At 63.7% G+C, this 24992-nt stretch carries 20 protein-coding genes and 1 pseudogene; 14 read left to right on the top strand and 7 right to left on the bottom strand.

Going from position 1 to position 24992, the window contains the following annotated elements:
• Positions 1 to 107 precede the first annotated feature (107 nt).
• From DM374_RS00745 to edd, 6 genes are all read right to left on the bottom strand, one after another.
• On the bottom strand, positions 108 to 530 hold the full coding sequence (locus DM374_RS00745; protein ID WP_095154261.1) for a MarR family winged helix-turn-helix transcriptional regulator: 423 nt from the start codon (positions 528 to 530) through the stop codon (positions 108 to 110).
• Positions 530 to 1396: an alpha/beta hydrolase family protein gene (locus DM374_RS00740; protein ID WP_110968139.1), complete on the bottom strand. Its 867-nt coding sequence runs from the start codon at positions 1394 to 1396 to the stop codon at positions 530 to 532. Before DM374_RS00740 ends, DM374_RS00745 begins: the two co-directional genes overlap by 1 nt.
• Before the next feature lie 586 nt (positions 1397 to 1982).
• A complete protein-coding gene (locus DM374_RS00735) occupies positions 1983 to 3401 on the bottom strand; it encodes an ATP-binding protein (RefSeq protein WP_177431504.1) in 1419 nt (472 codons plus the stop codon).
• A 19-nt stretch (positions 3402 to 3420) separates the two neighbouring features.
• Positions 3421 to 4131, bottom strand: a complete 711-nt coding sequence (locus DM374_RS00730) for a response regulator (RefSeq protein ID WP_110968137.1) — start codon at positions 4129 to 4131, stop codon at positions 3421 to 3423.
• A 33-nt stretch (positions 4132 to 4164) separates the two neighbouring features.
• On the bottom strand, positions 4165 to 5121 hold the full coding sequence (locus tag DM374_RS00725; protein WP_110968136.1) for a glucokinase: 957 nt from the start codon (positions 5119 to 5121) through the stop codon (positions 4165 to 4167).
• Positions 5118 to 6944 (bottom strand): phosphogluconate dehydratase, encoded by a 1827-nt coding sequence (edd, locus tag DM374_RS00720; RefSeq protein ID WP_110968135.1) that lies wholly within the window; start codon positions 6942 to 6944, stop codon positions 5118 to 5120. Before edd ends, DM374_RS00725 begins: the two co-directional genes overlap by 4 nt.
• A gap of 219 nt (positions 6945 to 7163) precedes the next feature.
• Here edd and gap point away from each other — a divergent pair, with 219 nt between their 5' ends.
• The 9 genes and pseudogenes from gap (at position 7164) to DM374_RS00680 (ending at position 17702) form a co-directional block, all read left to right on the top strand.
• Positions 7164 to 8165, top strand: coding sequence for a type I glyceraldehyde-3-phosphate dehydrogenase (gene gap / locus DM374_RS00715; protein ID WP_110968134.1), 1002 nt, complete (start codon positions 7164 to 7166; stop codon positions 8163 to 8165).
• A gap of 126 nt (positions 8166 to 8291) precedes the next feature.
• The gene (locus tag DM374_RS00710; RefSeq protein WP_110968575.1) at positions 8292 to 8810 is read left to right on the top strand and encodes an RNA polymerase sigma factor; all 519 of its coding nucleotides are present in this window, start codon (positions 8292 to 8294) and stop codon (positions 8808 to 8810) included.
• Positions 8811 to 8884: 74 nt separating this feature from the next.
• Positions 8885 to 9847, top strand: coding sequence for a FecR family protein (locus DM374_RS00705; RefSeq protein ID WP_110968133.1), 963 nt, complete (start codon positions 8885 to 8887; stop codon positions 9845 to 9847).
• Between the two features lie 394 nt (positions 9848 to 10241).
• Positions 10242 to 12818: a TonB-dependent receptor gene (locus DM374_RS00700; RefSeq protein ID WP_110968132.1), complete on the top strand. Its 2577-nt coding sequence runs from the start codon at positions 10242 to 10244 to the stop codon at positions 12816 to 12818.
• Positions 12819 to 12960: 142 nt separating this feature from the next.
• A complete protein-coding gene (locus tag DM374_RS00695; protein WP_110968131.1) occupies positions 12961 to 13569 on the top strand; it encodes a biliverdin-producing heme oxygenase in 609 nt (202 codons plus the stop codon).
• A 58-nt stretch (positions 13570 to 13627) separates the two neighbouring features.
• Positions 13628 to 14053 (top strand): YbaN family protein, encoded by a 426-nt coding sequence (locus tag DM374_RS00690; protein ID WP_110968130.1) that lies wholly within the window; start codon positions 13628 to 13630, stop codon positions 14051 to 14053.
• A 95-nt stretch (positions 14054 to 14148) separates the two neighbouring features.
• Positions 14149 to 15429, top strand: a pseudogene (locus DM374_RS34200) (PDC sensor domain-containing protein); the annotation flags it as partial.
• Positions 15430 to 15531: 102 nt separating this feature from the next.
• On the top strand, positions 15532 to 16287 hold the full coding sequence (locus tag DM374_RS34195) for a methyl-accepting chemotaxis protein (RefSeq protein ID WP_404821281.1): 756 nt from the start codon (positions 15532 to 15534) through the stop codon (positions 16285 to 16287).
• Positions 16288 to 16340: 53 nt separating this feature from the next.
• The gene (locus DM374_RS00680) at positions 16341 to 17702 is read left to right on the top strand and encodes a CoA transferase (RefSeq protein WP_110968128.1); all 1362 of its coding nucleotides are present in this window, start codon (positions 16341 to 16343) and stop codon (positions 17700 to 17702) included.
• A 113-nt stretch (positions 17703 to 17815) separates the two neighbouring features.
• On the opposite strand, the gene arcD (DM374_RS00675) is transcribed toward DM374_RS00680, so the two are convergent.
• On the bottom strand, positions 17816 to 19243 hold the full coding sequence (gene arcD, locus DM374_RS00675; protein WP_110968127.1) for an arginine-ornithine antiporter: 1428 nt from the start codon (positions 19241 to 19243) through the stop codon (positions 17816 to 17818).
• A 413-nt stretch (positions 19244 to 19656) separates the two neighbouring features.
• Between arcD (DM374_RS00675) and arcD (DM374_RS00670) the strand changes: the two genes are divergently transcribed.
• The 5 genes from arcD (DM374_RS00670) to DM374_RS00650 all read left to right on the top strand — a co-directional run bounded on the left by arcD (DM374_RS00670) (position 19657) and on the right by DM374_RS00650 (position 24922).
• Positions 19657 to 21084: an arginine-ornithine antiporter gene (arcD, locus tag DM374_RS00670; protein ID WP_110968126.1), complete on the top strand. Its 1428-nt coding sequence runs from the start codon at positions 19657 to 19659 to the stop codon at positions 21082 to 21084.
• Between the two features lie 32 nt (positions 21085 to 21116).
• Entirely contained in the window at positions 21117 to 22373 is a 1257-nt protein-coding gene (gene arcA / locus DM374_RS00665; protein ID WP_110968125.1) for an arginine deiminase, read from the top strand.
• A gap of 69 nt (positions 22374 to 22442) precedes the next feature.
• A complete protein-coding gene (locus DM374_RS00660) occupies positions 22443 to 23453 on the top strand; it encodes an ornithine carbamoyltransferase (protein ID WP_110968124.1) in 1011 nt (336 codons plus the stop codon).
• A gap of 119 nt (positions 23454 to 23572) precedes the next feature.
• Positions 23573 to 24502: a carbamate kinase gene (gene arcC / locus DM374_RS00655; protein WP_095154281.1), complete on the top strand. Its 930-nt coding sequence runs from the start codon at positions 23573 to 23575 to the stop codon at positions 24500 to 24502.
• A gap of 57 nt (positions 24503 to 24559) precedes the next feature.
• Positions 24560 to 24922, top strand: a complete 363-nt coding sequence (locus DM374_RS00650; protein WP_095154283.1) for a DUF5064 family protein — start codon at positions 24560 to 24562, stop codon at positions 24920 to 24922.
• Positions 24923 to 24992: the final 70 nt, after the last annotated feature.

Genomic DNA, 24992 nt, shown 5'->3' with positions numbered 1-24992 from the left:
TCTTGTTGTTATGGCCGGCACGGTGGCGGGCGTTTGATTCGAGTCTAATCAGCCTGCCGCGCCGCGACGTAACGAAGGGACGCGCGAATGTCACCAGCCGGTGACATTCAGCCGAAACGCTCGCTCACTGCCGCCAGCCAGCGCGACACCACCTGCATTTCCGCGTCGCTGAAACCCTCGGTCAGATTGTGGTTCAGCGGCGCCAACTCGCCTTGGGCGGTCAGCGCCACGTCACGACCATGCGCCGTCAGCCAGAGCCGGTTGATGCGTTTGTCCTGCTCATCGACCCGGCGCTCCAGCAGGCCCGCGCGCAGCATGCGATCGGCCAGCCCGGTCATCGCCGACGGCGCGATATCCAGTTGGCTGGCCAGTTCCGTGCTCAAGGCGCCGTCCTGGCGCAGCAGGGCGAACAGCGCGCCGGCCTGCACCACGCTGATCCCGGCGCGGCTTTCCGCGCGCTGCTCAAGGTGTCGGCGCAAGCGTTTCTGCGCGGTGTTGAGCAGGTACATGTAGCGGCGGTCAAAAGTCATCAGTCTTGTGCCTCGATGCGTTGCGCCAACCATTGGCTGACCACCGGCCACAAGGTGCTGGCGTGGCGCTCACGGAAAAACCCGAGGTGCCCGATGGCCTGGCCGTCGCTGTCCGCCGGGCCGTACTGGCGCCGCTCGACGGTGCAGTCGGTGAGGTGGCTGCTCATCAGATCGATGGCTTCGGCGGGCGCCCACGGATCGTCCTCGAAGCCAATCGACAGCACCGGCATCCTGGGCCTGCGGAAACGCTCGACGGCGTTCATCGTCGGGTCATCGAAAAAATAATTGGTCAACGAGGTCCAGCGGCTCCATTCCAGCATCACCTTGGCCGGCAGGTCTTCGCCGATGCCCAGTTTGCGCCCCGGCACATAACCGAGGACCCGCGCACAGAACGGACCGATCAGCTTGAGCAAGGCGGTTACCCGCAGGCGTTCGGCGGTTGGCCGGATGAAGCGCAGGCAGCCGGCTTGTGAGGTGATCATCACCGCGCCGCTGAGCAGCCGGCTGCTCTCGCACAAGCCGAACGCGTGGCCGCCGAAACTGTGCCCGACCGCCAGTAACGGCAGGTCCGGAAATTCCCGCGCGGCCCAGTGGGTCACGGCTTCGACGTCAAGGTCGGCCCAGGTGCTGAACCCGGCATCGACGGCCTTGGCCGGTGTGCCGACCTGCACGCCGCGGTAGTTGTAGGTCAGGGCCAGGAAACCCTGCTCGGCGAGGTAGCTGGCGAAGGCCGCGTACATGCGCTCGGTCACGCCGGTGGCGGGGTTGAGCAGCACCAGCGCCCTGGCGGTATTGGGATCACCGAACAGCGTGGCGCGGAGGATAAGGCCGTCGGAGCAGGTGATTGCGTGGGAGGACTTGGTCATGGTGGGCCTGGGAGGGATGAGTGCAAAGCTATTATTTAACATGCGAAATAATGACTGGCGAGTCGCTGATTCTGTGGTGGTTTTTAGGGCCTCATCGCTGCATGGGTGTCTACACATCTCGGAATTGTGTGACGGCCACGAGCTGCCTGTCAGAGGATCTGGTCATGGCCACCAAGTGCTAGCCGATAGTTCTTCAGCGCTCTCAAGATCGAGCGCCGCCCGCGCGGCGCATCGCGAGCTAGCTCGCTCATACATAGGTTGCAACGCGCCATGGCCTGACGGAGAGGTGTTGCCCGCCCTTGGCGTTTGGCCATGAATCGCGGGGAGGCTGTTAGGGTCGACTCGACACCGCGTCGTACAAACAAGGCGGTCAACTATGGCCTGACAGACATAGGCACGTTGCAACCTATGTAGGAGCGAGCTAGCTCGCGATGCGCCGCGCGGGCGGCGCTCGATCTTGAGAGCGCTAGAAAACTGTCGGCTAGCGCCTGGTGGCCATTACCCGGTTTCCTGACTGGCGCCTCATGGTTTTCATACCGCCACGAGATGTGTAGATACCCATGCAGCGATGAGTGTGGCACCAAGCTCACCCCAAATACCGAGGCAAGCTCAACGTCACCCGCAACCCACCCTCCCGCAGATTACGCAGACTCACCTCGCCCCCATGGCTATGGGCGATATTCCGCGCAATCCCCAATCCCAACCCATACCCCTGCTGCTGCCCGGCCAGGCGGAAATGCGGTTCGAACACCTGCTCCAACTGCTGCGCCGGTACCCCCGGTCCTTCGTCATCGACCTGAAGCACGAAGCTGTGAGCGCTGTCGATGATCCGCAGGTGAGCGCGCTCGCCATACTTCAGCGCGTTGTCGATCAAGTTGCCGATACAGCGCCGCAACGCCAGCGGCTTGCCGGGATACGGCGCCTCGACCCGACCCTGCACCGTGACCCGCCCACTGGCCAGGTACGGTTCCACCAGGCATTCCAGCATCAGGTCGAGATCAATCGGCTCGATGTTTTCGTGGATATCGGTGTCCTTCACACATTGCAAGGCGCCCTTGACCAGCATCTCCAGCTCATCGAGGTCCCGCCCGAACTTGGCCTGTACCGCCTCGTCCTCCAGCAACTCGACGCGCAGGCGCAGGCGGGTGATGGGGGTGCGCAGGTCATGGGAAATCGCGCTGAACAACTGGCTGCGCTCAGTGAGGTAGCGGCTGATGCGCTCGCGCATGGCGTTGAAGGCCCGCGCCACTTCCACCACTTCGCTGCCGCCGCCCTCCACCACCGGCTCGACCTCGGCGCCCAGTGACATTTCCCGCGCGGCCAGCGCCAGGCGCTTGAGCGGGCGACTCTGCCAGTGCACCAGCAGGCCGATGAACAGCAGCAGGAAGAAGCTGGTCAGGGCGATGAACCACACCTGCTGGCGCGGCAGGCCTTCGTCTTCGAGGCTGGTGTAGGGCTCGGGCAGCAGCGAGGCGATGTACAGCCATTCGCCCTCGGCCAGGCGGATCTGGGTCACCAGCACCGGCGGATCGACCGGTTCCAGGGTCAGCGCGTAGTGCGCCCAGGAGCGCGGCAGTTCGTCCAGTTTCAGGCCGCTGTTGAAGATGCGCAGGTCCTGCGGACTGACGAACTCGACGGAGATCTGCATCGCCTCGCCCAAACGCTGGCGCAGCACCTCGTCCACCGCCGACACCACCGCCTGCTTGCGCGGCGTCGAGGGCAGCACGCGCATGTCCAGCGGCCGGTCATTGAGGGAAACGAAGAAGCGCGTGCCGCCCATGCTGCGCAACTGGTCGAGCACCAGCGGGCGGTACGCCAGCGGCAGTGAGCGGAAGTAGCTGACGCTGGCGCTCATCGAATGGGCGAGGCTGCGGGCACTGGCCACCAGGCCTTCGCGCTGGCTGGCGCGCAGTTGCGAAAGCCAGATGAAACTCGACAGCCCCTGCGCCACCAGCACCACCAACAAGGTCAGCAGCAGCATCCGCCCCAGCAGCGAACGCGGCAGCGGCAGGCGCCAGCGTGGCTCAGTGCGAAGGCGCAACGCTGGCCGCCAGCAGGTAGCCGCTGCCGCGCACGGTGCGGATCAGCCGCGGCGGTTTGTCGGTGTCGCGCAGACGCTGACGCAGGCGGCTGACCGCCATGTCGATGATCCGGTCCAGCGGCATCGGCTCGCGGCCTCGAGTGGCGTTACCGATGGTGTCGCGGTCGAGGATCTGCTGCGGGTGATCGAGAAACAGCTTGAGCAGGGCGAAGTCGGCACCGGACAGAATCACCTCCTCGCCGTCGCGGTGGAACAGGCGGTGGCTGACCGTGTCCAGGCGCCACTCATCGAAGACCAGCACCTCGCCTCCCGGCGCCTGGAAGCCGGCGCGGCGCAGCAACGCCTTGATCCGCGCCTGCAATTCGCGTGGGCTGAATGGCTTGCCGAGGTAATCGTCGGCGCCCAGTTCCAGGCCGATGATGCGGTCGGCTTCGTCGGAACTGGCGGTGAGCATGATGATCGGCACCTGCGCCTGACGCGGGTGCTGGCGCACCCAGCGGCACAGGCTGAAACCGTCTTCGTCGGGCAGCATCACGTCGAGGATCACCAGGTCGCAGGTGCCGGCATCCAGCGCCTGGCGAAAGCCCGCGCCATCGGCAACGGCCTGCACCTGAAAGCCGCTGCGGCTCAGGTAGGTCTGCAACAGCTCACGGATTTCCTGGTCGTCGTCGACCAGCAGAATCGACTTGCTCACAACGGCGGGTCCTTGTCGGTATGGGCAATGACCCTAGCCCAGCGCCTGCTGCAAAGCCACCCCGGCGCCCAGCAGACCGGCAAACTCTGCGGTCACCAGCCACACCGGCACGCCCTTGAAGTAGCCGCTCATGCAGCCTTTGTCGGCGAAGCTTTCGGCAAAACCGCTACGCAGGAACAACCCGGCGAAGCGCGGGATCACGCCGCCGACGATGTACACGCCACCACGCCCGCCGAGGGTCAGCACGTTGTTACCGGCGACCCGCCCAAGGAAGCGGCTGAACTGTTCGATCACCGCCAGCGCCAGCGGCTCGCCTGCCAGCGCGGCGTCAGTGATGGCGGCGGGCGAGGTGAGCGTCGGCGTGTGGCCGTCGAGGCTGCAAATGGCCTGGTACAACCGCAACAGGCCGCCGCCGCTGAGTACGGTTTCGGCGCTGACGTGGCCCGTCTGTTCGGCAATGACTTCGCGGATCGCCGCCTCCCGCGCGTTGCCCACCGGCAGGTCAACATGCCCGCCCTCGCCCGGCATCGCCAGCCAGCGCCCCTCTTCGAGGCGCAGCAGGCTGCCAACGCCAAGGCCGGTGCCCGGACCGATGATCAGCGCCGGGCGGGTCAGGTCGGCCTCGCCTTCGCAGACCGTGGTGCGCTCGTTGTCGCGCAGCCGGGTCATGCCCAGGGCCATGGCCGAGAAGTCATTGATCAGCAGCAAATGCGCCACCTGCAACGTCGCACAAAACGCCTCGCGGCTCAGGCGCCAGTGGCTGTTGGTGAAGCGGAATTCGTCGCCGGACACCGGCCCGGCCACCGCCAGGCACACGGCATCCAGCTCGCCGCGGGCGATGCCCTGTTCGGCCAGGTACACGCCGATGGCCTGTTCGGGGCTGGTGTAGTCCGCCGTCGCAAAGACCCGCACGGCGTGCAGGGCATCGTCGCGCCACAGGGCGAAACGGGCGTTGGTACCGCCGATATCACCGACCAGCGCAACCTTCATTTGCAACCCTCCAGTGCCGAAGTGAAGGCGCTGGCACCCTTCTCTGCCGGGCTCAGTGCCTGACGCAGGAAACCGAACAATTCCCGGCCGCAGCCCAGGTCATTGCCCAGCGGTGCCGCCGGCAGTTCGCGGCTGGCCAGCTCTTCTTCCGAGACTCGCACCAGCAGCGTGCCGCTGTTGCCATCGACGCGCACGATATCGCCATCGCGCACCCGCGCCAGCGGCCCGCCGTCATAGGCTTCGGGGCAGACGTGAATGGCCGCGGGGATCTTGCCCGAGGCGCCGGACATGCGCCCGTCGGTGACCAGCGCGACTTTGAAACCACGGTCCTGCAGCACGCCGAGGAACGGCGTCATCTTGTGCAACTCGGGCATGCCGTTGCAGCGCGGGCCCTGGAAGCGCACCACGGCGACGAAATCCCGCTCCAGCTCGCCGGCCTTGAAGGCGTCGGCCAGTTCCTGCTGATCGTGGAACACCCGCGCCGGCGCTTCCACCACCTGGTGCTCGGCGGCCACTGCAGAAACCTTCATCACGCCACGGCCGATATTGCCTTCCATCACCCGCAAGCCGCCTTCCGGCGAAAACGGCCGCGCGACCGGGCGCAGAATCGACTCGTCGAGGCTCTGCGCCGGTCCCTCACGCCAGACCAGGCGCTCGCCGTCGAGAAACGGCTCCTGGGTGTAACGACGCAGGCCGTGGCCGGCGATGGTATTGACGTCTTCGTGAAGCAGCCCGGCGTCGAGCAGTTCGCGGATCAGGAAAGACATGCCGCCCGCAGCCTGGAAGTGATTGATGTCGGCTTTGCCGTTGGGATAGACGTGGCACAGGGTCGGCACCACTTCGGACAGCTCGGCCATGTCCTGCCAGGTCAACTGGATGCCGGCGGCCTGGGCGATGGCCGGGATGTGCAGGGTATGGTTGGTGGAGCCGCCGGTGGCGTGCAGCGCCACCACCGAGTTGACCAGCACTTTCTCGTCGACAATCTCGCCCAGCGGCGTGAACGCACCGTTGGCCTTGGTCAGGCGGGTGACTTGCTGCGCGGCCTCGACGGTCAGGGCGTCGCGCAGCGGTGTGTACGGATTGACGAACGACGCGCCCGGCAAGTGCAGGCCCATGACTTCCATCAGCAACTGGTTGGTGTTGGCGGTGCCGTAGAAGGTGCAGGTGCCGGGGCTGTGATAGGACTTCATCTCCGATTCGAGCAACTGCTCGCGGGTGGCCTTGCCTTCGGCATAGCGCTGGCGCACCTCGGCTTTTTCCTTGTTGGAAATCCCCGACGGCATCGGTCCACCTGGGACGAACAGCATCGGCAGATGGCCGAAGCGCAGCGCGCCCATCAGCAGGCCAGGGACGATCTTGTCGCAGATGCCCAACAGCAGCGCCGCATCGAACAGGTTGTGCGACAGCGCGATGGCGGTGGACATGGCGATCACTTCGCGGCTGGCGATGCCCAGCTCCATACCCGGCTCGCCCTGGGTGACGCCGTCGCACATGGCCGGCACGCCGCCGGCGAACTGACCCACCGAGCCGACGTCGCGCAGGGCGCGCTTGATCTGCTCGGGGTAGTGCTCGTAGGGCTGGTGCGCGGACAACAGGTCGTTGTAGGCGGAAATGATGGCGACGTTGGCGGCGTTGGTCAGGCGCAGGCTCTGCTTGTCCTCGGTGCCGCAGCCCGCCACGCCGTGGGCGAAGTTGGCGCATTGCAGGCGGGCGCGCATCGGGCCGTCGCTGGCCGCGCCACGAATCAGTTGCAGGTAGCGTTCTCGGGTGGGACGACTACGGGCGATCAACCGTTCGGTGACCTCAAGGATGCGCGGATGCATGAACTGGACTCCAGGCTAAACGGTGGTTGCAAACACTGCGGCGGTTTCCCTTCCAAACGATTGCGGCCTAGGCTCAAAAGAGGGGGCAATCAAGGTATCCACCGATCATAGGTAGTATTTAAAACAAAATATTGCCAACACTGCAGCTTGTTTTCTGGCTGTTACTGAATAATCTAGTTATTCAAACAACAAAAATCAGCGCGACGCATGAGGTGTCCCATGACCATCCGGATCGCAATCAATGGCTTTGGCCGTATCGGCCGCAACCTGCTCCGCGCACTCTATACCCAAGGCTACCGCCAGGGCCTGCAAGTCGTCGCCATCAACGACCTCGGCGACAGTGCCATCAACGCCCACCTGCTCAAGTACGACAGCGTCCACGGCCACTTTGCTGGCACCGTGGAATTCGATCAGGAGAGCCTCACGGTCAATGGCGACCGGATCGCCGTCAGCGCCATCCGCAACCCGGCGGAGCTGCCGTGGAAAGCCGAGGCCGTCGATGTGGTGTTCGAATGCACCGGGCTGTTCACCGACCGCGCCAAGGCGGCCGGCCATCTTGTCGCCGGGGCGCGCAAGGTGATCATCTCGGCGCCGGCCAAGGGCGCGGATGCCACTGTAGTCTATGGCGTCAACCACGACATCCTGCGCGCCTCGCACCAGATCATCTCCAACGCCTCGTGCACCACCAACTGCCTGGCGCCGGTGGCCCAGGTGCTGCACCGCGAACTGGGCATCGAGCAAGGGCTGATGACCACCATCCACGCCTACACCAACGACCAGAGCCTGACCGACGGCTACCACAGCGACCCGTACCGCGCCCGCGCCGCGACCCAGTCGATGATCCCCAGCAAGACCGGCGCCGCCGAAGCGGTAGGCCTGGTGCTGCCGGAACTGGCCGGCAAACTGACCGGCATGGCAGTGCGGGTGCCGGTGATCAACGTGTCGCTGGTGGACCTGACCGTCACCCTCGCCCGCGAGACCACCACCGAGGAGGTCAACGCGCTGTTCAAGGAAGCCAGCCGTAACTCACCGATCCTGGGCTACAACGACCTGCCGCTGGTGTCGTGCGACTTCAACCACAACCCGCTGTCGTCGATCTTCGACGCCAACCACACCAAAGCCAGCGGCAAGCTGCTCAAAGTGATGGCGTGGTACGACAACGAGTGGGGCTTTTCCAACCGGATGCTGGATAACTGCCTGGCGCTGTGGAACGCGCGGTAGACGGGGCTTTGCGGGTGTCAGCCTAGGAGCTTTCACACAGCGACTGACACCCTTGTCGTACTTCGTGCTTGACCAACGGGGTTGATGATAAGCATTATCATTAGCAAATTCCGCTCGGGTATCGCCGTGAGCCAGTCCCACTTCAACTCCGTTTTCCTCGCTCAGCGGGTCACTCTGTTGCGCACTTTGCAGCGCATGGTGGACAACCCCAGCACCGCCGAAGACCTGCTTCAGGAAACCTACCTGCGGGTCACCCGCGCCCTTGGCGAGCGGCCTATCGAACACCTGGAGCCCTTCGTGTTCCAGACTGCGCGCAACCTCGCCCTCGATCACCTGCGCGCGCGCCGGGTGCAGTCGCGCACCGTGGTCGATGACGTGCCCGAACAAATCCTGCACAACGTCGCCGCCCCGGTCGGCAGCGCCGAAGACGCCGCCCATGCCGCGCAACTGCTCAAGCGCCTGAGCAGTTCGCTGTCGCAACTCACCCCGCGCCAGCAACGCATCTTCATCCTCAGCCGCCTGCACGGCGCCAGTTACCTGGAGATCGCCGAGCAACTGGACGTCTCGGCCAGCACCGTGCAGAAGGAACTGAAACTGATCATGGCGATCTGCATAGGTGTGGCCGATCGGCTCAACGGAAACTGATGGCCGCTTGCCTGATCCGTCGTTAGCCCCGATCATGACGTCCATCTACGCCCGCCTCGCCGCAAGGATCACCCGTGACAGACCACCCCTCTCATAGCCCTTCGCCGCCGGACCCGGCTGCCTGCGACAGAGCCATGGGCGAGGCCCTGGACTGGTTGATCCGCCTGCAATGCGCCAGCCCTGAAGACACCCACGCCTTCGAAGCCTGGCTCGAAGCCGACCCAGCCAACGCTCCCGCCTATGTCGAAGCCGAAGCCCTGTGGAATGGCAGCACCCTGCGCCAGGCTGCCGGACAGTTGCAGGAAACACGCAAACCTTCGCCTCTCGCCCGCCTGCGTCCGCACTGGAAACCGCTGGCGACGGCGGCGGTGTTGTTGGTCGGCGTGTTTACCGTCGGCAACCTGCCCGTGCGTTTGCAGGCCGATCACCTCACCGTGGTCGGCGAACGCCAGCGCGTGCAACTGGACGACGGTTCGCGGGTGCTGCTCAACACCAACTCGGCGTTCTCCAGCGATATCGACACCCGCCAGCGCGTCGCCCGCCTGTATCAGGGCGAAGCCTTCTTCGAAGTGGCCGGCGGGCGTACCCAGCCGCTTGAACTGCAAGCCGGACCGTTGCGCGCCAGCGTGCGCGACAGTGATTTCGCCGTGCGTTACCTCAACGGCGAAGCCCAGGTGCGGGTGCAGCGTGGCGATGTCGACCTGCTCGCCAGCAGCGACCAGCGCATTCGCCTGAGCAGCGGCGACAGCATCCGCGTCGGCCCCAACGGCTTCAGCCAGCGCGAACGCGCCGATCTGCAAAAAGACCTGGCCTGGGTCGAAGGCCGGCTGATCTTCGAGAACTGCCCGCTGAGCCAGGTGCTGGCCGAACTGCGCCGCTACTACCCCGGCTGGATCATCAGCACCAACGGTAATCTCGACCAGGTCGCGGTGACCGGCAATTACCGGCTCGATCAGCCGCTGGAAGCGCTGCGGTCGCTGGCGCATATCACTTCGGCGCAGGTGCGGGAGTTTCCTGCGGTCGTGATTCTTAACTGAGTCTGCGGTTTTTTTAGGGTTGGCTTTTTAGGTAATGCCAGTCAGTTAAACCAGTTGGGGCTGCTTTGCAGCCCTTCGCGAGCAAGCTCGCTCCCACACAGTTGTGTGCACAGACAAACACTGACCCAAGGTTTTGCGGGGGCCTGTGGGAGCGAGCTTGCTCGCGAAGGGCCGCAAAGCGGCCCCAACGGCGCTGAAACACTAACTGACTGGCATCAGGCTTTTTAGGTGCCTTCAACCACCCGGACCTTGTGAGCACTGACCCACAGGAACTCCACCAACCTTTTTTTACGCGATCCCATCCCGTCATACGTCTCGTTATAGCCAATGCAATTGATTCTTATTTTTGAGTCAGACGCATCCTATAACAACGCGCGACAGGGAGCGCTTTTCGATGTCTACCGGATCCACCCGTCGAGTCACCCCACGTACACCAGGCCTGCAGCGTTGCACGCTGTCCCTGTTGACCCTGGCCATGCTCGCCAGCGGCGCCTGCAGCCTGCCGGCCCTGGCCGCCGAGCCGGCGCAAGCCCCGGCTCAGCGCATGGGTGACTACCGCTTCGCCATCGCCCAGCAACCACTGGTTTCGGCACTGAACGCCTTCACCGCGGTCACCGGCTGGCAGATCGGCCTGTCCGCCGAACTGGCCGAAGGCGTAGCCTCGCCGGGCGTGCAAGGCTCCCTGTCGCCCGAACAAGCCCTGCAGCGCCTGTTGACCGGCACCGGCCTGAACTACCGCAAGCTCAGCAACAACAACGTGGTGATCGAACGCACCCGGTCCCAGGCCATCGCCCTGCAACAGGTGACCGTCAGCGCCACCCGTAGCGCGCAGGACGTCAGCCAGGTGCCCAGCACCGTCACCGTGCAGACCCGCGAACAGCTCGACCGGCAGAACGTCAACAGCATCAAGGACCTGGTGCGCTACGAACCGGGCGTTTCGGTCAGCGGCACCGGCCAGCGCAGCGGCCTGAACGGCTACAACATCCGCGGCATCGACGGCGAGCGGATCCTTACCCAGATCGACGGCGTGGCCATTCCTGACAGCTACTTCTTCGGCCCGTACGCGCAAACCCAGCGCAATTACGTCGACCCGGAAATCGTCAAGCGCGTGGAAATCCTCCGCGGCCCGGCCTCGGTGCTCTACGGCAGCAACGCCATCGGCGGCGCAGTGAGCTATTTCACCCTCGACCCGGACGACATCATCAAGCCCGGCCAGGACGTCGGCGCCCGCCTGAAAACCGGCTACAGCTCGGCCGACAACAGTTGGCTCAAGTCCGGCACCGTGGCCGCCCGCCAGGGTGACTTCGACGGCCTGCTGCACCTGAGCCGTCGCGACGGTCACGAGACCGAGTCCTACGCCGATCACGGCGGCACCGGCCTGAACCGCACCGCCGCCAACCCCGAGGATGTGCAGACCACCAACGTGCTCGCCAAGCTGGGCTGGAACTACGCCGACGACGCACGTCTGGCGCTGACCTACGAGCACTACAAGGACGACCGCGACCTCAACCAGAAAAGCGCCGTCGGCGGCCCGTTCACCCCAAGCCCGCTGAACTTCTACCAGAACCGCACCGGCAGTGACGTAGTCACCCGCGAGCGCATCGGCATCGCCAACGAATTCGGCCTCGACAGCCTGCTGGCCGACCACGTGAAGTGGAGCCTGAACTACCAGATCGGCAAGACCGACCAGCGCACCGAAGAGATCTACCGGCCGATGGTCTACACCCTGATGCGTGATCGAAAGACCACCTACAAGGACCGTCAGTGGATCCTCGACGCCCAGTTGGACAAGGCCTTCAGCGTCGGTGAAACCGAGCACCTGCTGACCTATGGCGCGACTTTCAAGCAGAACAAGGTCACCGGCTCGCGCAGCGGCACCGCCACCTGCCTGACCACTGGTTTCGGCTGCGTCGCCGGGCGTCCGCTGGCGTCCAGCGCTCTGATCGAAGTCAGCGACTTCCCGGACCCGACCGTCAACACCTACAGCGCCTTCGCCCAGGATGAAATCCGCTGGAACCAGTGGACCTTCCTGCCAGGCGTGCGCTACGACCAGACCCGCCTCAAGCCTCACGCCACCGACGAGTTCCTGCGTGGCATCGCGTCCACCAACGAGCCGGTCAACCTGGAAGAGAAGAAATGGCACCGCGTCTCGCCCAAGTTCGGCGTGACCTATGCCTTCAACGACAACTACACCTGGTACGGCCAGTACGCCGAGGGCTTCCGCACCCCGACCGCCAAGGCGCTCTATGGCCGCTTCGAAAACCCGGGCCAGGGCTACAGCGTGCAGGGCAACCCGAACCTGGAACCGGAGAAGAGCAAGAGCTACGAAACCGGTCTGCGCGGCAACTTCGACGCGGGCAACTTCGATGTGGCGGTGTTCTATAACAAGTACCGCGATTTCATCAACGAAGACGCGGTACAGGGCTCCGACATCAACAAAGACTTCGAAGCCAACAACATCAAGAACGCCACCATCAAGGGTGCCGAGTTCAAGGGCCGTCTGAACCTCGATCACTTCGGCGCACCTGCCGGCCTGTACACCCAGGCCTCGCTGGCGTACGCCTGGGGCAAGAACGAAGACACCGGCCAGCCGATCAACAGCGTGAACCCGCTGACCGGCGTGTTCGGCCTGGGCTACGAGCAGGAGCAGTACGGTGCACTGGTCAGCTGGACCCTGGTCAAGCGCAAGAACCGGGTCGACGACCAAAGCTTCTTCGCCCCGGACGGCACCAGCAAGCAATTCCGCAGCCCGGGCTACGGCGTGCTCGACCTGACCGGGTTCTACAAGGTCACCGACGACGTCACCGTCAACGCCGGCCTGTACAACCTGACCGACAAGAAATACTGGCAGTGGGATGACGTCCGCGGCTACGACGGCCTCGGCGAAGCTGCCGCTACCGCGCCGGCCAACATGGACCGCCTGACCATGCCGGGTCGCAACTTTGCGATCAATCTGGTGTGGGATATCTGATCTGAGGTAATTCGAGGCCATACTGGCCTCATCAAGCCGGCTCCGCCAAAAACCTCACCCCGCAAAGGTGAGGTTTTTTTACTGTCGCGCGTCTCCTTGCACGTCTAGTTACAAGGCCCGCCCCATTCGCAAGGAATTCTCAATGACAGCCAACACCGAACGCGCCGCCCTGCGCTCGCAACGCCTGAACCAGGTCACCCACGCACCGCACGCCGAACTGGACGCACTGGTCAAATCCCACGCACCGTTCGAAACCCGCGAGAACTTCGCCCGCTTCGTGGTCGCTCAGTACCTGTTCCAGAACGAACTGAAAGCGCTGTACACCGATCCGAAACTGATCGCCATTTTCCCTGACCTGGCCGAACGCTGCCGCGCCGACGCCGCACGCCTGGACCTGGCCGACCTCGACACCGCCGTTCCCGCCGACTTCCCCGGCGAGCTGCAGAACCCGAGCCTGGGCGCCGCCCTGGCCTGGCTGTTCGTCTCCGAAGGCTCCAAGCTCGGCGCCGCCTTCCTGATCAAGCGCGCCGCCGCCCTGGAGCTGTCCGACAGCTTCGGCGCCCGTCACCTCGGCGAACCCGCTGGCGGTCGTGCCGAAGGCTGGAAGAGCTTCACTCGCACCCTCGACAGCCTGGAACTGAGCCCGGAAGAAGAAACCGCTGCCGAACAGGGCGCGGTCGCCGCCTTCGAGCGCTTCACCCAGTTGCTGAAACACGCTTACGCAACTGCGCCTAAAGCCGAACTGGCCTAAGTGTGCGCCGGCCATCATCATGATGGCCGGATCACCCACCCGTGCCGTCGACGAGCCCATGACCCAGCCACTCCGCTCCAAACTGTCCCGTCTGCTCTATGGCCTGCTGGCCTACGTCAGCCTGGGCATCGGCCTGATCGCCATCGTCGTGCCCGGCCTGCCCACCACCGAATTCATTCTTCTTGCCGCCTGGGCTGCCACCCGCAGCTCGCCACGATTGAGCGCCTGGCTGGAAAACCACCGGCTGTTCGGCCCAATCCTGCACAACTGGCGCAACGGCAAGGTGATCCAGCGCCGCGCCAAAGTCAGCGCCACCATCAGCATGCTGCTCTGCGCCACCGTGATGCTGGTGTTCCTCGAACACCACTGGCCAGTGTTTCTCGCCATCGGCGGCATGAGCCTGGGCAACCTGTGGATCTGGTCGCGCCCGGAATCGGTACCCGTTGACCTGAAAAACCGCTCGTCGGCTCGCGCTCACGGCTAAAGTTTCCGGGCCGATGGCCTGATACCGCTAAGAGGGACCTGGCGAATCGAACCGTCAGGCTTAAAAAAATAATTGCCCATTTAGCGAGTACGTCCATGTTCGACACGCTCTCCATCCGCTTGAAAATCATCCTGCTGTCTGGAATAAGCCTGTTGGGCGTGGTCGCCCTGATCGTTGGTATCAACCTCTACCAGGCCCGTCAGAGCGACGCGCTGGTGGGCGAAGCCAGCACCGCGATGCTCACCCGCAATGTCCAGGCCCTGCTGCTGGCCCGCGCCAGCGAGAAAGCCGAGCTGCTGCAACGCACCTTCAGCGATAGTCAGACCGTGTCCACCGCCCTCGCCGATCAGGTGCTGGATCTCAAGCGCCTGGCCCAGCGTCAGTCGATTGCAGCGGGCGATCTGCGCGAGGCGATCAACCAGAGCCTGCGCACCACCTTCGAACGCAACCCGGACCTGCTCGGCGTGTGGATGGCCTTCGAACCCGACGGCCTCGACGGCCGCGATAGCGAATTCATCAACGACGATGCCCGCAAGAGCAACGCCAGCGGCCGCTTCGGCAGCTACTGGAGCCGTGCCCAGGGCAACGGCATCAACACCGTCATCAGCGACAACGACCTGAACAAGACCGAGATCACCCTCAGCGGCACACCGTTCAACGTCTGGTACACCTGCTCGAAAAACAGCGGCAAACCCTGCTTGCTGGAACCCTATGCCGACACCGTCGGCGGCAAGCAGGTACTGATGACCAGCATCACCCTGCCGCTGGTGGAAGGCGGCAAGGTGATCGGCGTCACCGGCGTCGACATCGCTCTCGACTCGCTGCAAAGCGCTGCGGTGAAAGCCCAGCAATCGCTGTTCAATGGCGCCGGGCACCTGACCATCGCCTCATCCAGCGGTGTGCTGGCGGCCAACAGCAACGACGCCGCGCTGGTCAGCAAGAAGATCGAAGACGCCTTCGGCGAACACGGCAAGCAACTGTTGCAGGCGTTCGCCAGCGGCCAGCCGCAGGTGTTCGAACGCGACGCGAATGTGCGCGCCCTGTTCCCGGTGCAGCCGATCAGCGACAGCAAGCCCTGGGGCATCGTGATCGACCTGCCGCGCAACGTGCTGCTGGCCGACGCCATCAGCCTGCAGAAAACCCTCGATGACGCCCGCACCGCCGGCACCCTGAAGGTGCTGCTGTTCGCTACCCTCGCCGGCCTCGGCGGGCTGTTGCTGATGTGGCTGACCGCTACCGGCGTGACCCGCCCGATCAATAGCGTGGCGCACATGCTCGAAGATATCGCCAGCGGCGAAGGCGACCTGACCCAGCGCCTGAACTACAGCCGCCGCGATGAACTGGGCCGTCTGACCCAGGGCTTCAACCGCTTCCTCGACAAGCTGCAACCGACCATCGCGCAGATCAAGCAAAGCATCACCCAGGCCCGCGCCACCGCCGACCAGTCTTCGGACATCGCCCGCCGCACCAGCGAAGGCATGCACGTGCAATTCCGCGAAATCGATCAGGTGGCCACCGCGTCCAACGAGATGAGCGCCACTGCCCACGACGTTGCCAACAGCGCCTCCAGCGCTGCCGAAGCCGCCCGTGGCGCCGACCGTTCGGCCCGCGAAGGCATGGCGATCATCGAGCGCAGCACCCGCGATATCGCTCACCTGGCCGACACCGTCAGTCTGGCGGTGGGTGAAGTGGAAACCCTGGCCAGCAACAGCGAGCAGATCGGCTCGGTACTGGAAGTGATCCGCAGCATCGCCGAACAGACCAACCTGCTGGCCCTCAACGCCGCCATTGAAGCGGCGCGGGCCGGCGAAAGCGGTCGCGGCTTTGCGGTGGTCGCCGACGAGGTGCGCAACCTGGCCAAGCGCACGCAAGACTCAGTGGAAGAAATCCGCCATGTGATCGAACGCCTGCAAACCCACACCCGCGACGTCGTCGCGACCATGCACGCCAGCCACGAGAAGGCCCAGGAAAACGCCGGCCAGATCACCCAGGCGGTGCAGGCGCTGGACCGCATCAGCGAGGCGGTGACAGTGATCAGCGACATGAACCTGCAGATCGCCAGCGCCGCCGAAGAACAGAGCGCGGTGGCCGAAGAGGTCAACCGCAACGTCTCGGCGATCCGCAGCGTGACCGAGACCCTGACCCACCAGGCCGACCAGTCGGCGCAGGTCAGCAGCCAGCTCAACAACCTGTCGTCGCAGCAGATGAAGCTGATGGATCAGTTCAAGGTTTGACCGACGCGCCGGGATGTACTGCACTTGTCCCTTCGACTCAAGGAGGGACAACGATGCTGAACATGCTCGGCACCATCGCCCACGACCTCGCCCTCGCGCCTCCCACGGAGGACGCCGTGCGCTTTAGCACTGCGGGCGCCCTGCCCTCGGCCTTCGCCGTGACCGAAATAGCCGCCGTGAGCATTGCCGCGGCCGGGATCGCTATCGCCGATCTCCTGGAACAACAGACCGGCGAGCACCACAGCGTCCAGGTGGACAGGCGCCTGAGCGCGTTCTGGTTTGCCAGCAGCCTGCGCCCGCGCGGCTGGCAGGTGCCACCGTTGTGGGACCCGATCGCTGGCGACTACCAGACCCGCGACGGCTGGATCCGCCTGCACACCAACGCCCCGCACCATCGCGCTGTGGCCGAACGGGTACTGGGCCCCGCCAGCGACCGCGAAACCATGGCCCGGCAAGTGCTGGGCTGGTCGGCGGGCGAACTGGAAGACGCCATCGTCGAGTCTGGCGGCTGCGCGGCGCAGATGCGCGGTTGCCAGGACTGGTCGAACCATCCGCAGGGGCTGGCGGTAAACGCCGAGCCGCTGATCCATCGCCAGACCTTCGCCAGCGACAGCCGCCGCCTCTGGACCGGCAACCCCGGACGGCCGCTGGCCGGGGTGCGCGTGCTGGACCTGACCCGCATCCTCGCCGGCCCCACCGCCACTCGTCTGCTGGCCGGCTTCGGCGCGGAGGTGTTGCGCATTGACCCACCCGGCTGGGACGAACCCGGCGTCGCCGCCGAAGTCACCCTGGGCAAGCGCTGCGCGCGGCTGGACCTGCACTCGACTGCCGACCGGGCGGTGTTCGAACGGCTGCTGCGCGAAGCCGACATCCTGGTCCACGGTTATCGCGCCGATGCGCTGGAGCGCCTGGGCTACGGCGACGAACAGCGGCGCCAGTTGAACCCTGGCCTGATCGACGTAAGCCTCAACGCTTATGGCTGGAGCGGGCCCTGGCGGTTACGGCGTGGTTTCGACAGTCTGGTGCAGATGAGCACCGGCATCGCCCACGAAGGCATGCGCTGGCAGCAGGCCAGCCGCCCGGTGCCGCTACCGGTGCAGGCGCTGGACCATGCTACCGGCTACCTGATGGCTGCCGCGGCGATCCGCGGCCTGAGCGAACGCCTGGCCAGCGGAGCGGGCAGCCAGGCGCGGCTGTCGCTGGCGCGGACCGCGAAATGGCTGGTGGAACAGGGGACCGTGTCGGCGGATTTGCCGTTGGCGGCGGAGACGGTGGATGACCTCGATGCATGGCCGGAGCAGACCGCCTGGGGGCCGGCGCGGCGGCTCAAGCCGCCGCTGCGGGTGACGGGGACGCCGCTGAAGTGGGATTGGCCGGCTTCGGGGTTGGGATCGGCGACGGCTGTCTGGCTCTAGATCCAATCGCCGGCAAGCCGGCTCCCACAGGGTCAGCACATATCTCAAGATTTGTGCAAAACCTGTGGGAGCTGGCTTGCCAGCGATGAGGCCTGAGAGAACAACAACGATGCCTACAGACTCAACACCCCGCTATACAACCCAAACGCCGCCAACCCCGCCCCCGCCAGCACCGCCGCGAAGATCAGCTTCTCCCAGCGAGTAAACAGCGGCTGTCCCTGCTCTTTCTTGGCCCTGGCAAACAGGATCACCCCCGGCGCATACAGCAGCGCCGACAGCAGCAGGTATTTCAGCCCACCGGCGTACAGCAGCCAGACCGCATAAAGCAGCGCCACCAGCCCCACCGCCAGATCCTTGCGCCGCGCGCCGGCGAATCCCTCGTACGTCTCGCCCCGCAGCGCCAGCAGCACCGCATAGGCCGCCGACCACAGGTACGGCACCAGGATCATCGACGAAGCGAGGTAGATCAGGCTGGTGTAGGTCCCGGCAGAGAACAGGGTGATCAGCAAGAACACCTGGATCATGCAGTTGGTCAGCCACAGTGCATTGGCCGGCACCTGGTTGGCGTTCTCCTTGGTGAGGAAACGCGGCATGGTCTTGTCCCGCGCCGTGGCAAAGAGAATCTCGGCACAGAGCAAGGCCCACGACAGCAACGCGCCCAACAGCGACACCGCCAGCCCCAGGCTGATCAGCAAAGCGCCCCAGGGCCCGACGATATGTTCCAGCACCGAGGCCAGAGACGGGTTGTGCAGCGCCGCCAGTTCCGGCTGGGTCATCACCCCCAGCGACAGCACGTTGACCAGCACCAGCAAGGCCAGCACGCCGAGAAAACCGATCACCGTGGCCTTGCCGACATCCGAGCGCTTCTGCGCCCGGCCTGAATAGATACTCGCGCCCTCGATGCCGATGAACACGAACACCGTCACCAGCATCATGTTGCGCACCTGGTCCAGCACACCGCCAAAGCTCGGATTGCTCAGGCCCCAGATGTCGCGGGTGAAGATGTCCATGCGAAACGCCACGGCGGCAATGATGATGAACAAGACCAGCGGCACGACCTTGGCCACCGTGGTGACCTGGTTGATGAACGCCGCTTCCTTGATCCCGCGCAGCACCAGGAAATGCACCGACCACAGCAGCAGCGAGGCGCAGCCGATGGCCAACGGCGTGTTGCCTTCGCCGAAGGCCGGGAAGTACAGGCCGAGGGTACTGAACAGCAGCACGAAGTAACCGACGTTGCCCAGCCAGGCGCTGATCCAGTATCCCCAGGCAGAAGAGAAGCCCATGTAGTCGCCAAAGCCGGCCTTGGCATAGGCATAGACCCCGGAGTCGAGTTCCGGCTTGCGGTTGGCCAGGCTCTGGAACACGAACGCCAGCGCCAACATGCCGATCGCGGTGATGCCCCAGCCGATCAGCACCGCGCCAACATCGGCGCGGGCGGCCATGTTCTGCGGCAGGGAAAAGATCCCGCCACCGATCATCGACCCCACCACCAAGGCCACAAGTGCTCCCAAGCGCAACTTTTGTCCCGGTTCGGACATTTAAATCCCCTATTTTTTCGTAGTTTTCCAGCAAATAAGCCTGTACAGATTTTTTTACTAACTTGTGGTTATAAGCAAACTAATTTAATAACCCTTACCTCTAAAGAACGCACACTTATCGGAGAGTTTTGTGCACTAATTCCGCTTCATCAAGTAAATAAGATTTTTTCTCGCTAAAAGGTTGCGAATTCATGGAAAGGGGCTAGTTTCAACTCTCGCGAGCCGACCGAGCGATCACTCTATATTCGCAGAAGCGGCGCAGCACAAGGCTTCCGGAAAGATGATGGCATCTATCGGTGGCTCTTTCAGTCATTCACCAACAATGGAATGTACCAATGAACTGACCTGAATCAGCTTCCGATTCGAACAAGTGTTTTATTGTTGAGCCTCTCTCTTCTGAAATGGAGCAAACCATGTCAGACACTCCCGGAAAACTTCGACTTGGTGCGCTGGTCGCACTTGTAGTCGGCTCCATGATTGGTGGCGGGATCTTCTCATTACCGCAAAACATGGCCGCCAGTGCCGACGTCGGCGCCGTATTGATTGGCTGGGGTATTACTGCCATCGGCATGTTGACCCTCGCCTTCGTCTTCCAGACCCTGGCCAACCGCAAACCTGACCTCGACGGCGGGGTGTACGCCTACGCCAAAGCCGGTTTCGGCGACTACATGGGCTTCTCGTCAGCCTGGGGTTACTGGATCAGCGCCTGGCTGGGTAACGTCGGTTACTTCGTGCTGCTGTTCAGCACCCTGGGCTACTTCTTCCCGATCTTTGGCGAGGGCAACACCCCGGCGGCCATCGTCGGCGCCTCCGTGCTGCTCTGGGCCGTGCACTTCCTGGTGCTGCGCGGGATCAAGGAAGCGGCGTTCATCAACCTGGTGACCACCATCGCCAAGGTCGTGCCGCTGGCGCTGTTCATCCTCATCGCCCTGTTCGCCTTCAAGCTGGACATCTTCACCGCTGACATCTGGGGCACCATGAACCCGGACCTGGGCAGCGTGATGAATCAGGTGCGCAACATGATGTTGGTCACCGTCTGGGTGTTCATCGGCATCGAGGGCGCGAGCATCTTCTCGGCACGGGCGGAAAAACGCTCCGACGTGGGCAAGGCCACCGTCATCGGCTTCATCACTGTGCTGCTGTTCCTGGTGCTGGTGAACGTGCTGTCGCTGGGCATCATGACTCAACCCGAACTGGCCAAACTGCAGAACCCGTCGATGGCCGCCGTGCTTGAGCACGTGGTCGGTCACTGGGGTGCGGTGCTGATCAGCGTCGGCCTGATCATCTCGCTGCTCGGGGCGCTGCTGTCGTGGGTGCTGCTGTGCGCGGAGATCATGTTCGCCGCTGCCAAAGACCACACCATGCCGGAGTTCCTGCGCCGCGAGAACGCCAACCACGTGCCGGCCAACGCCCTGTGGCTGACCAACGCCATGGTGCAGATCTTCCTGGTCATCACCCTGTTCTCGGCCAGTACTTATCTGTCGCTGATCTACCTCGCCACCTCGATGATCCTGGTGCCTTACCTGTGGTCGGCGGCTTATGCGGTACTGCTGGCGGTGCGTAGCGAGACTTACGAAAAAGCCCTGGCCGAACGCAAGAAAGACCTGATCATCGGCAGCATCGCACTGATCTACGCGATCTGGCTGCTGTACGCCGGTGGCGTCAAATACCTGCTGCTCTCGGCCCTGCTTTATGCCCCTGGCGTGATCCTGTTCGCCAAGGCCAAGCGCGAGATCGGCCAACCGATTTTTACCAACGTGGAGAAATTGATCTTCGCCGCCGTGATCGCTGGCGCCCTGGTGGCGGCCTACGGTCTCTATGACGGCTTCCTGACTCTGTAACCCCCGTATTCGCAATTTGGAGGAAAGAAACCATGTCCACGGAAAAAGTTAAGTACGGTGTCCATTCCGAAGCCGGCAAACTACGCAAAGTGATGGTTTGCTCCCCAGGCCTGGCGCATCAGCGCCTGACGCCGAGCAACTGCGACGACCTGTTGTTCGACGACGTCATCTGGGTCAACCAGGCCAAGCGCGACCACTTCGATTTCGTCACCAAGATGCGTGAGCGCGGTGTCGAAGTGCTGGAAATGCACAACCTGCTGACTGAAACCATTCAGAACCCCGAAGCGCTGAAGTGGATTCTGGACCGCAAGATCACGCCGGACACCGTCGGTGTCGGCCTGACCAACGAAGTGCGTAGCTGGCTGGAAGGCCTGGAACCACGCCGTCTTGCCGAGTTCCTGATCGGCGGCGTCGCGGGTGAAGACCTGCCGGAAAGCGAAGGCGCCAGCGTCATCAAGATGTACCGGGATTACCTGGGCCACTCCAGCTTCCTGCTGCCGCCGCTGCCCAACACCCAGTTCACTCGCGACACCACTTGCTGGATTTACGGCGGCGTGACGCTCAACCCGATGTACTGGCCTGCGCGACGTCAGGAAACCCTGCTGACCAGCGCCATCTACAAATTCCACCCCGAGTTCGTCAACGCCGACTTCGAAATCTGGTACGGCGATCCGGATAAAGACCACGGTCAGGCCACCCTGGAAGGCGGCGACGTCATGCCGATCGGCAATGGCGTGGTGTTGATCGGGATGGGCGAGCGCACCTCGCGCCAGGCCATCGGCCAGCTCGCACAATCCCTGTTCGCCAAGGGCGCGGTAGAGAAAGTCGTGGTCGCCGGGCTGCCGAAATCCCGCGCGGCGATGCACCTAGACACGGTGTTCAGCTTCTGCGACCGCGACCTGGTCACGGTCTTCCCGGAAGTGGTCAAGGAAATCGTGCCGTTCGTCATTCGCCAGGACGCCAGCAAGCCTTACGGCCTGGACGTGCGCCGCGAGCACAAGACGTTCATCGAAGTGGTTGCCGAGTCCCTCAACCTGAAAGAGCTGCGCGTCGTCGAGACCGGCGGCAACAGCTTTGCCGCCGAACGCGAGCAATGGGATGACGGCAACAACGTGGTGGCGCTGGAGCCCGGCGTGGTCATCGGCTACGACCGCAACACCTACACCAACACCCTGCTGCGCAAGGCCGGCATCGAAGTCATCACCATCAGCGCCGGCGAACTGGGCCGTGGCCGCGGCGGCGGTCACTGCATGACCTGCCCGATCATCCGCGACCCTATCGATTACTAAAACGTCCATCCCCCGGCCGCGCTTACCCGGCGCGGTCCGGGCCGATCACCGAATCCAAGGAGAATCACCATGGCGTTCAACATTCACAACCGCAACCTGCTGAGCCTGGAACACCACACGCCTCGCGAGTTGCGCTACCTGCTCGACCTGTCCCGCGATCTCAAACGCGCCAAGTACACCGGCACCGAGCAGCAACACCTGAAAGGCAACAACATTGCGCTGATCTTCGAGAAAACCTCGACCCGCACCCGTTGCGCCTTCGAAGTGGCCGCCTATGACCAGGGCGCCAACGTCACCTACATCGACCCCAACTCTTCGCAGATCGGCCACAAGGAGAGCATGAAGGACACCGCCCGCGTGCTCGGGCGTATGTACGACGCCATCGAGTACCGTGGCTTCAAGCAGGAGATCGTCGAAGAGCTGGCCAAGTTCGCCGGTGTACCGGTGTTCAACGGCCTGACCGACGAATACCACCCGACCCAGATGATCGCCGACGTGCTGACCATGCGTGAACACGCCGACAAGCCGATCCACGAGATCAGCTACGCCTACCTAGGCGACGCGCGTAACAACATGGGCAACTCGCTGCTGCTGATCGGCGCCAAGCTCGGCATGGACGTGCGCATCTCTGCGCCGAAAGCCCTGTGGCCCCACGACGATCTGGTCGAGCGCTGCAAGAAATACGCGGAAGAAAGCGGTGCCCGCATCACCCTCACCGAAGACCCGAAAGCTGCGGTCAAGGGTGTGGACTTCGTGCACACCGACGTCTGGGTGTCGATGGGCGAGCCGGTTGAAGCCTGGGGTGAACGCATCCAGCAACTGCTGCCGTATCAGGTCAACGCCGAGCTGATGAAAGCCACCGGCAACCCGCGCGCCAAGTTCATGCACTGCCTGCCGGCGTTCCACAACTCCGACACCAAGGTCGGCAAACAGATTGCCGAGCAGTACCCGCACCTGGCCAACGGCATCGAGGTGACCGACGACGTGTTCGAATCGCCGGCCTGCATCGCCTTCGAGCAAGCGGAAAACCGCATGCACACGATCAAGGCGATCCTGGTTTCGACGCTGGCTGACCTGTAAACAGCAATCGCGACAGTTCGGCGCCCCGACAAGCTCCCTCCTACAGGGATCCGACACACACAGCCCCCGGTAGGAGCGAGCTTGCTCGCGAAAGGCTCCAGAAAAAAAGGACACACATCATGCGCATCGTTGTTGCACTAGGCGGAAACGCGCTGCTGCGTCGTGGCGAACCCATGACGGCCGACAATCAGCGCGCCAATATCCGCATCGCCACCGAACAGATCGCCAAGATCCATCCCGGCAACCAACTGGTCATCGCCCACGGCAACGGCCCGCAAGTGGGTCTGCTGTCGTTGCAGGCAGCGGCCTACACCTCGGTCACGCCCTACCCGCTGGACGTCCTCGGCGCTGAAACCGAAGGCATGATCGGCTACATGATCGAACAGGAACTGGGCAACCTGCTGGACTTCGAAGTGCCCTTCGCCACCCTGCTCACCCAGGTCGAAGTGGACGCCAAGGACCCCGCCTTCCAGAACCCCACCAAGCCCATCGGCCCGGTCTACAGCAAGGAAGACGCCGAGCGCCTGGCCAAGGAAAAAGGCTGGGCCATCGCCCCCGATGGCGACAAGTACCGTCGCGTGGTCGCCAGCCCGAAACCCAAGCGCATCTTCGAGATCCGCCCGATCAAATGGCTGCTGGAAAAGAGCAGTATCGTGATCTGTGCCGGTGGCGGCGGCATTCCGACCATGTATGGTGCGGACGGCAAGCTGCAGGGCATCGAAGCGGTGATCGACAAGGACTTGTGCTCGGCGCTGCTGGCCGAGCAACTGGAAGCCGATCTGCTGGTGATCGCCACCGACGTCAACGCTGCCTACATCGACTTCAACAAGCCGACGCAGAAAGCCATCGCCCAGGCCCATCCGGATGAACTGGAACGCCTGGGCTTCGCCGCCGGGTCCATGGGCCCGAAAGTCCAGGCCGCTTGCGATTTCGCCCGTCACACAGGCAAAGTCGCGGTGATCGGCTCGCTGAGCGATATCGAAGATATCGTCAAAGGCAAAGCCGGTACCCGGGTCAGTACGGCCTCGCCAGGCATCAGCTATCGTTGAAGCTCCGGGCGGGCCTGCTGGCGGGCCCGCCTGTTTCAACTGTTCAAGGAGCCTGTCATGGCACAATTCGAACCTGGTCATCTGCACATCGAACGAAAAGCGCTGACCAAGGATGACTACAGCTACAACTACTGCGTCGATTACGAAGCGGTTCAAGACCCCAAGGAAGGCAAGAGCATCGCTTTTCGGCTGCACGGCATCATCCAAGACAAGACGGTGGACGAGACCTTCTCCGTCAACAAGAACAACTGGTACAACTTCGCCGGCATCATCGAAGACGTCGCACATAAACACGGCATTCCGGTGAAAGGCATCGTCACCTCGGTACACAAAACCCATTACGACGCGATGTTCGAAGACATCCGCGACAAGCTCGGCGTAAGGTCCGGCGACCCGATCAACCCTGATTCCCTCGCCTGATTCTCCCTGTGGGGCTGGCTGGCCAGTTCCCACCCTGCCCGTGCCAGCCCGTCGAATAACAGGGCATAAT

This window comes from Pseudomonas huaxiensis, from assembly GCF_003231275.1.
GTDB classification, from domain to species: Bacteria; Pseudomonadota; Gammaproteobacteria; order Pseudomonadales; family Pseudomonadaceae; genus Aquipseudomonas; species Aquipseudomonas huaxiensis.
Note: the sequence above shows the minus strand (reverse complement) of the source record. Positions and strands in the feature narration are given on the sequence as shown.

Bases quoted from the DNA above. Each gene is read 5' to 3' on its own strand.
- DM374_RS00745 (WP_095154261.1), bottom strand. From the start codon at position 530: ATGACTTTTGACCGCCGCTACATGTACCTGCTCAACACCGCGCAGAAA.
- DM374_RS00740 (WP_110968139.1), bottom strand. From the start codon at position 1,396: ATGACCAAGTCCTCCCACGCAATCACCTGCTCCGACGGCCTTATCCTC.
- DM374_RS00725 (WP_110968136.1), bottom strand. From the start codon at position 5,121: ATGAAGGTTGCGCTGGTCGGTGATATCGGCGGTACCAACGCCCGTTTC.
- edd (WP_110968135.1), bottom strand. From the start codon at position 6,944: ATGCATCCGCGCATCCTTGAGGTCACCGAACGGTTGATCGCCCGTAGT.
- gap (WP_110968134.1), top strand. From the start codon at position 7,164: ATGACCATCCGGATCGCAATCAATGGCTTTGGCCGTATCGGCCGCAAC.
- DM374_RS00700 (WP_110968132.1), top strand. From the start codon at position 10,242: ATGTCTACCGGATCCACCCGTCGAGTCACCCCACGTACACCAGGCCTG.
- DM374_RS00695 (WP_110968131.1), top strand. From the start codon at position 12,961: ATGACAGCCAACACCGAACGCGCCGCCCTGCGCTCGCAACGCCTGAAC.
- DM374_RS00690 (WP_110968130.1), top strand. From the start codon at position 13,628: ATGACCCAGCCACTCCGCTCCAAACTGTCCCGTCTGCTCTATGGCCTG.
- DM374_RS34195 (WP_404821281.1), top strand. From the start codon at position 15,532: ATGCACGTGCAATTCCGCGAAATCGATCAGGTGGCCACCGCGTCCAAC.
- DM374_RS00680 (WP_110968128.1), top strand. From the start codon at position 16,341: ATGCTGAACATGCTCGGCACCATCGCCCACGACCTCGCCCTCGCGCCT.
- arcD (WP_110968127.1), bottom strand. From the start codon at position 19,243: ATGTCCGAACCGGGACAAAAGTTGCGCTTGGGAGCACTTGTGGCCTTG.
- arcD (WP_110968126.1), top strand. From the start codon at position 19,657: ATGTCAGACACTCCCGGAAAACTTCGACTTGGTGCGCTGGTCGCACTT.
- arcA (WP_110968125.1), top strand. From the start codon at position 21,117: ATGTCCACGGAAAAAGTTAAGTACGGTGTCCATTCCGAAGCCGGCAAA.
- DM374_RS00660 (WP_110968124.1), top strand. From the start codon at position 22,443: ATGGCGTTCAACATTCACAACCGCAACCTGCTGAGCCTGGAACACCAC.
- arcC (WP_095154281.1), top strand. From the start codon at position 23,573: ATGCGCATCGTTGTTGCACTAGGCGGAAACGCGCTGCTGCGTCGTGGC.
- DM374_RS00650 (WP_095154283.1), top strand. From the start codon at position 24,560: ATGGCACAATTCGAACCTGGTCATCTGCACATCGAACGAAAAGCGCTG.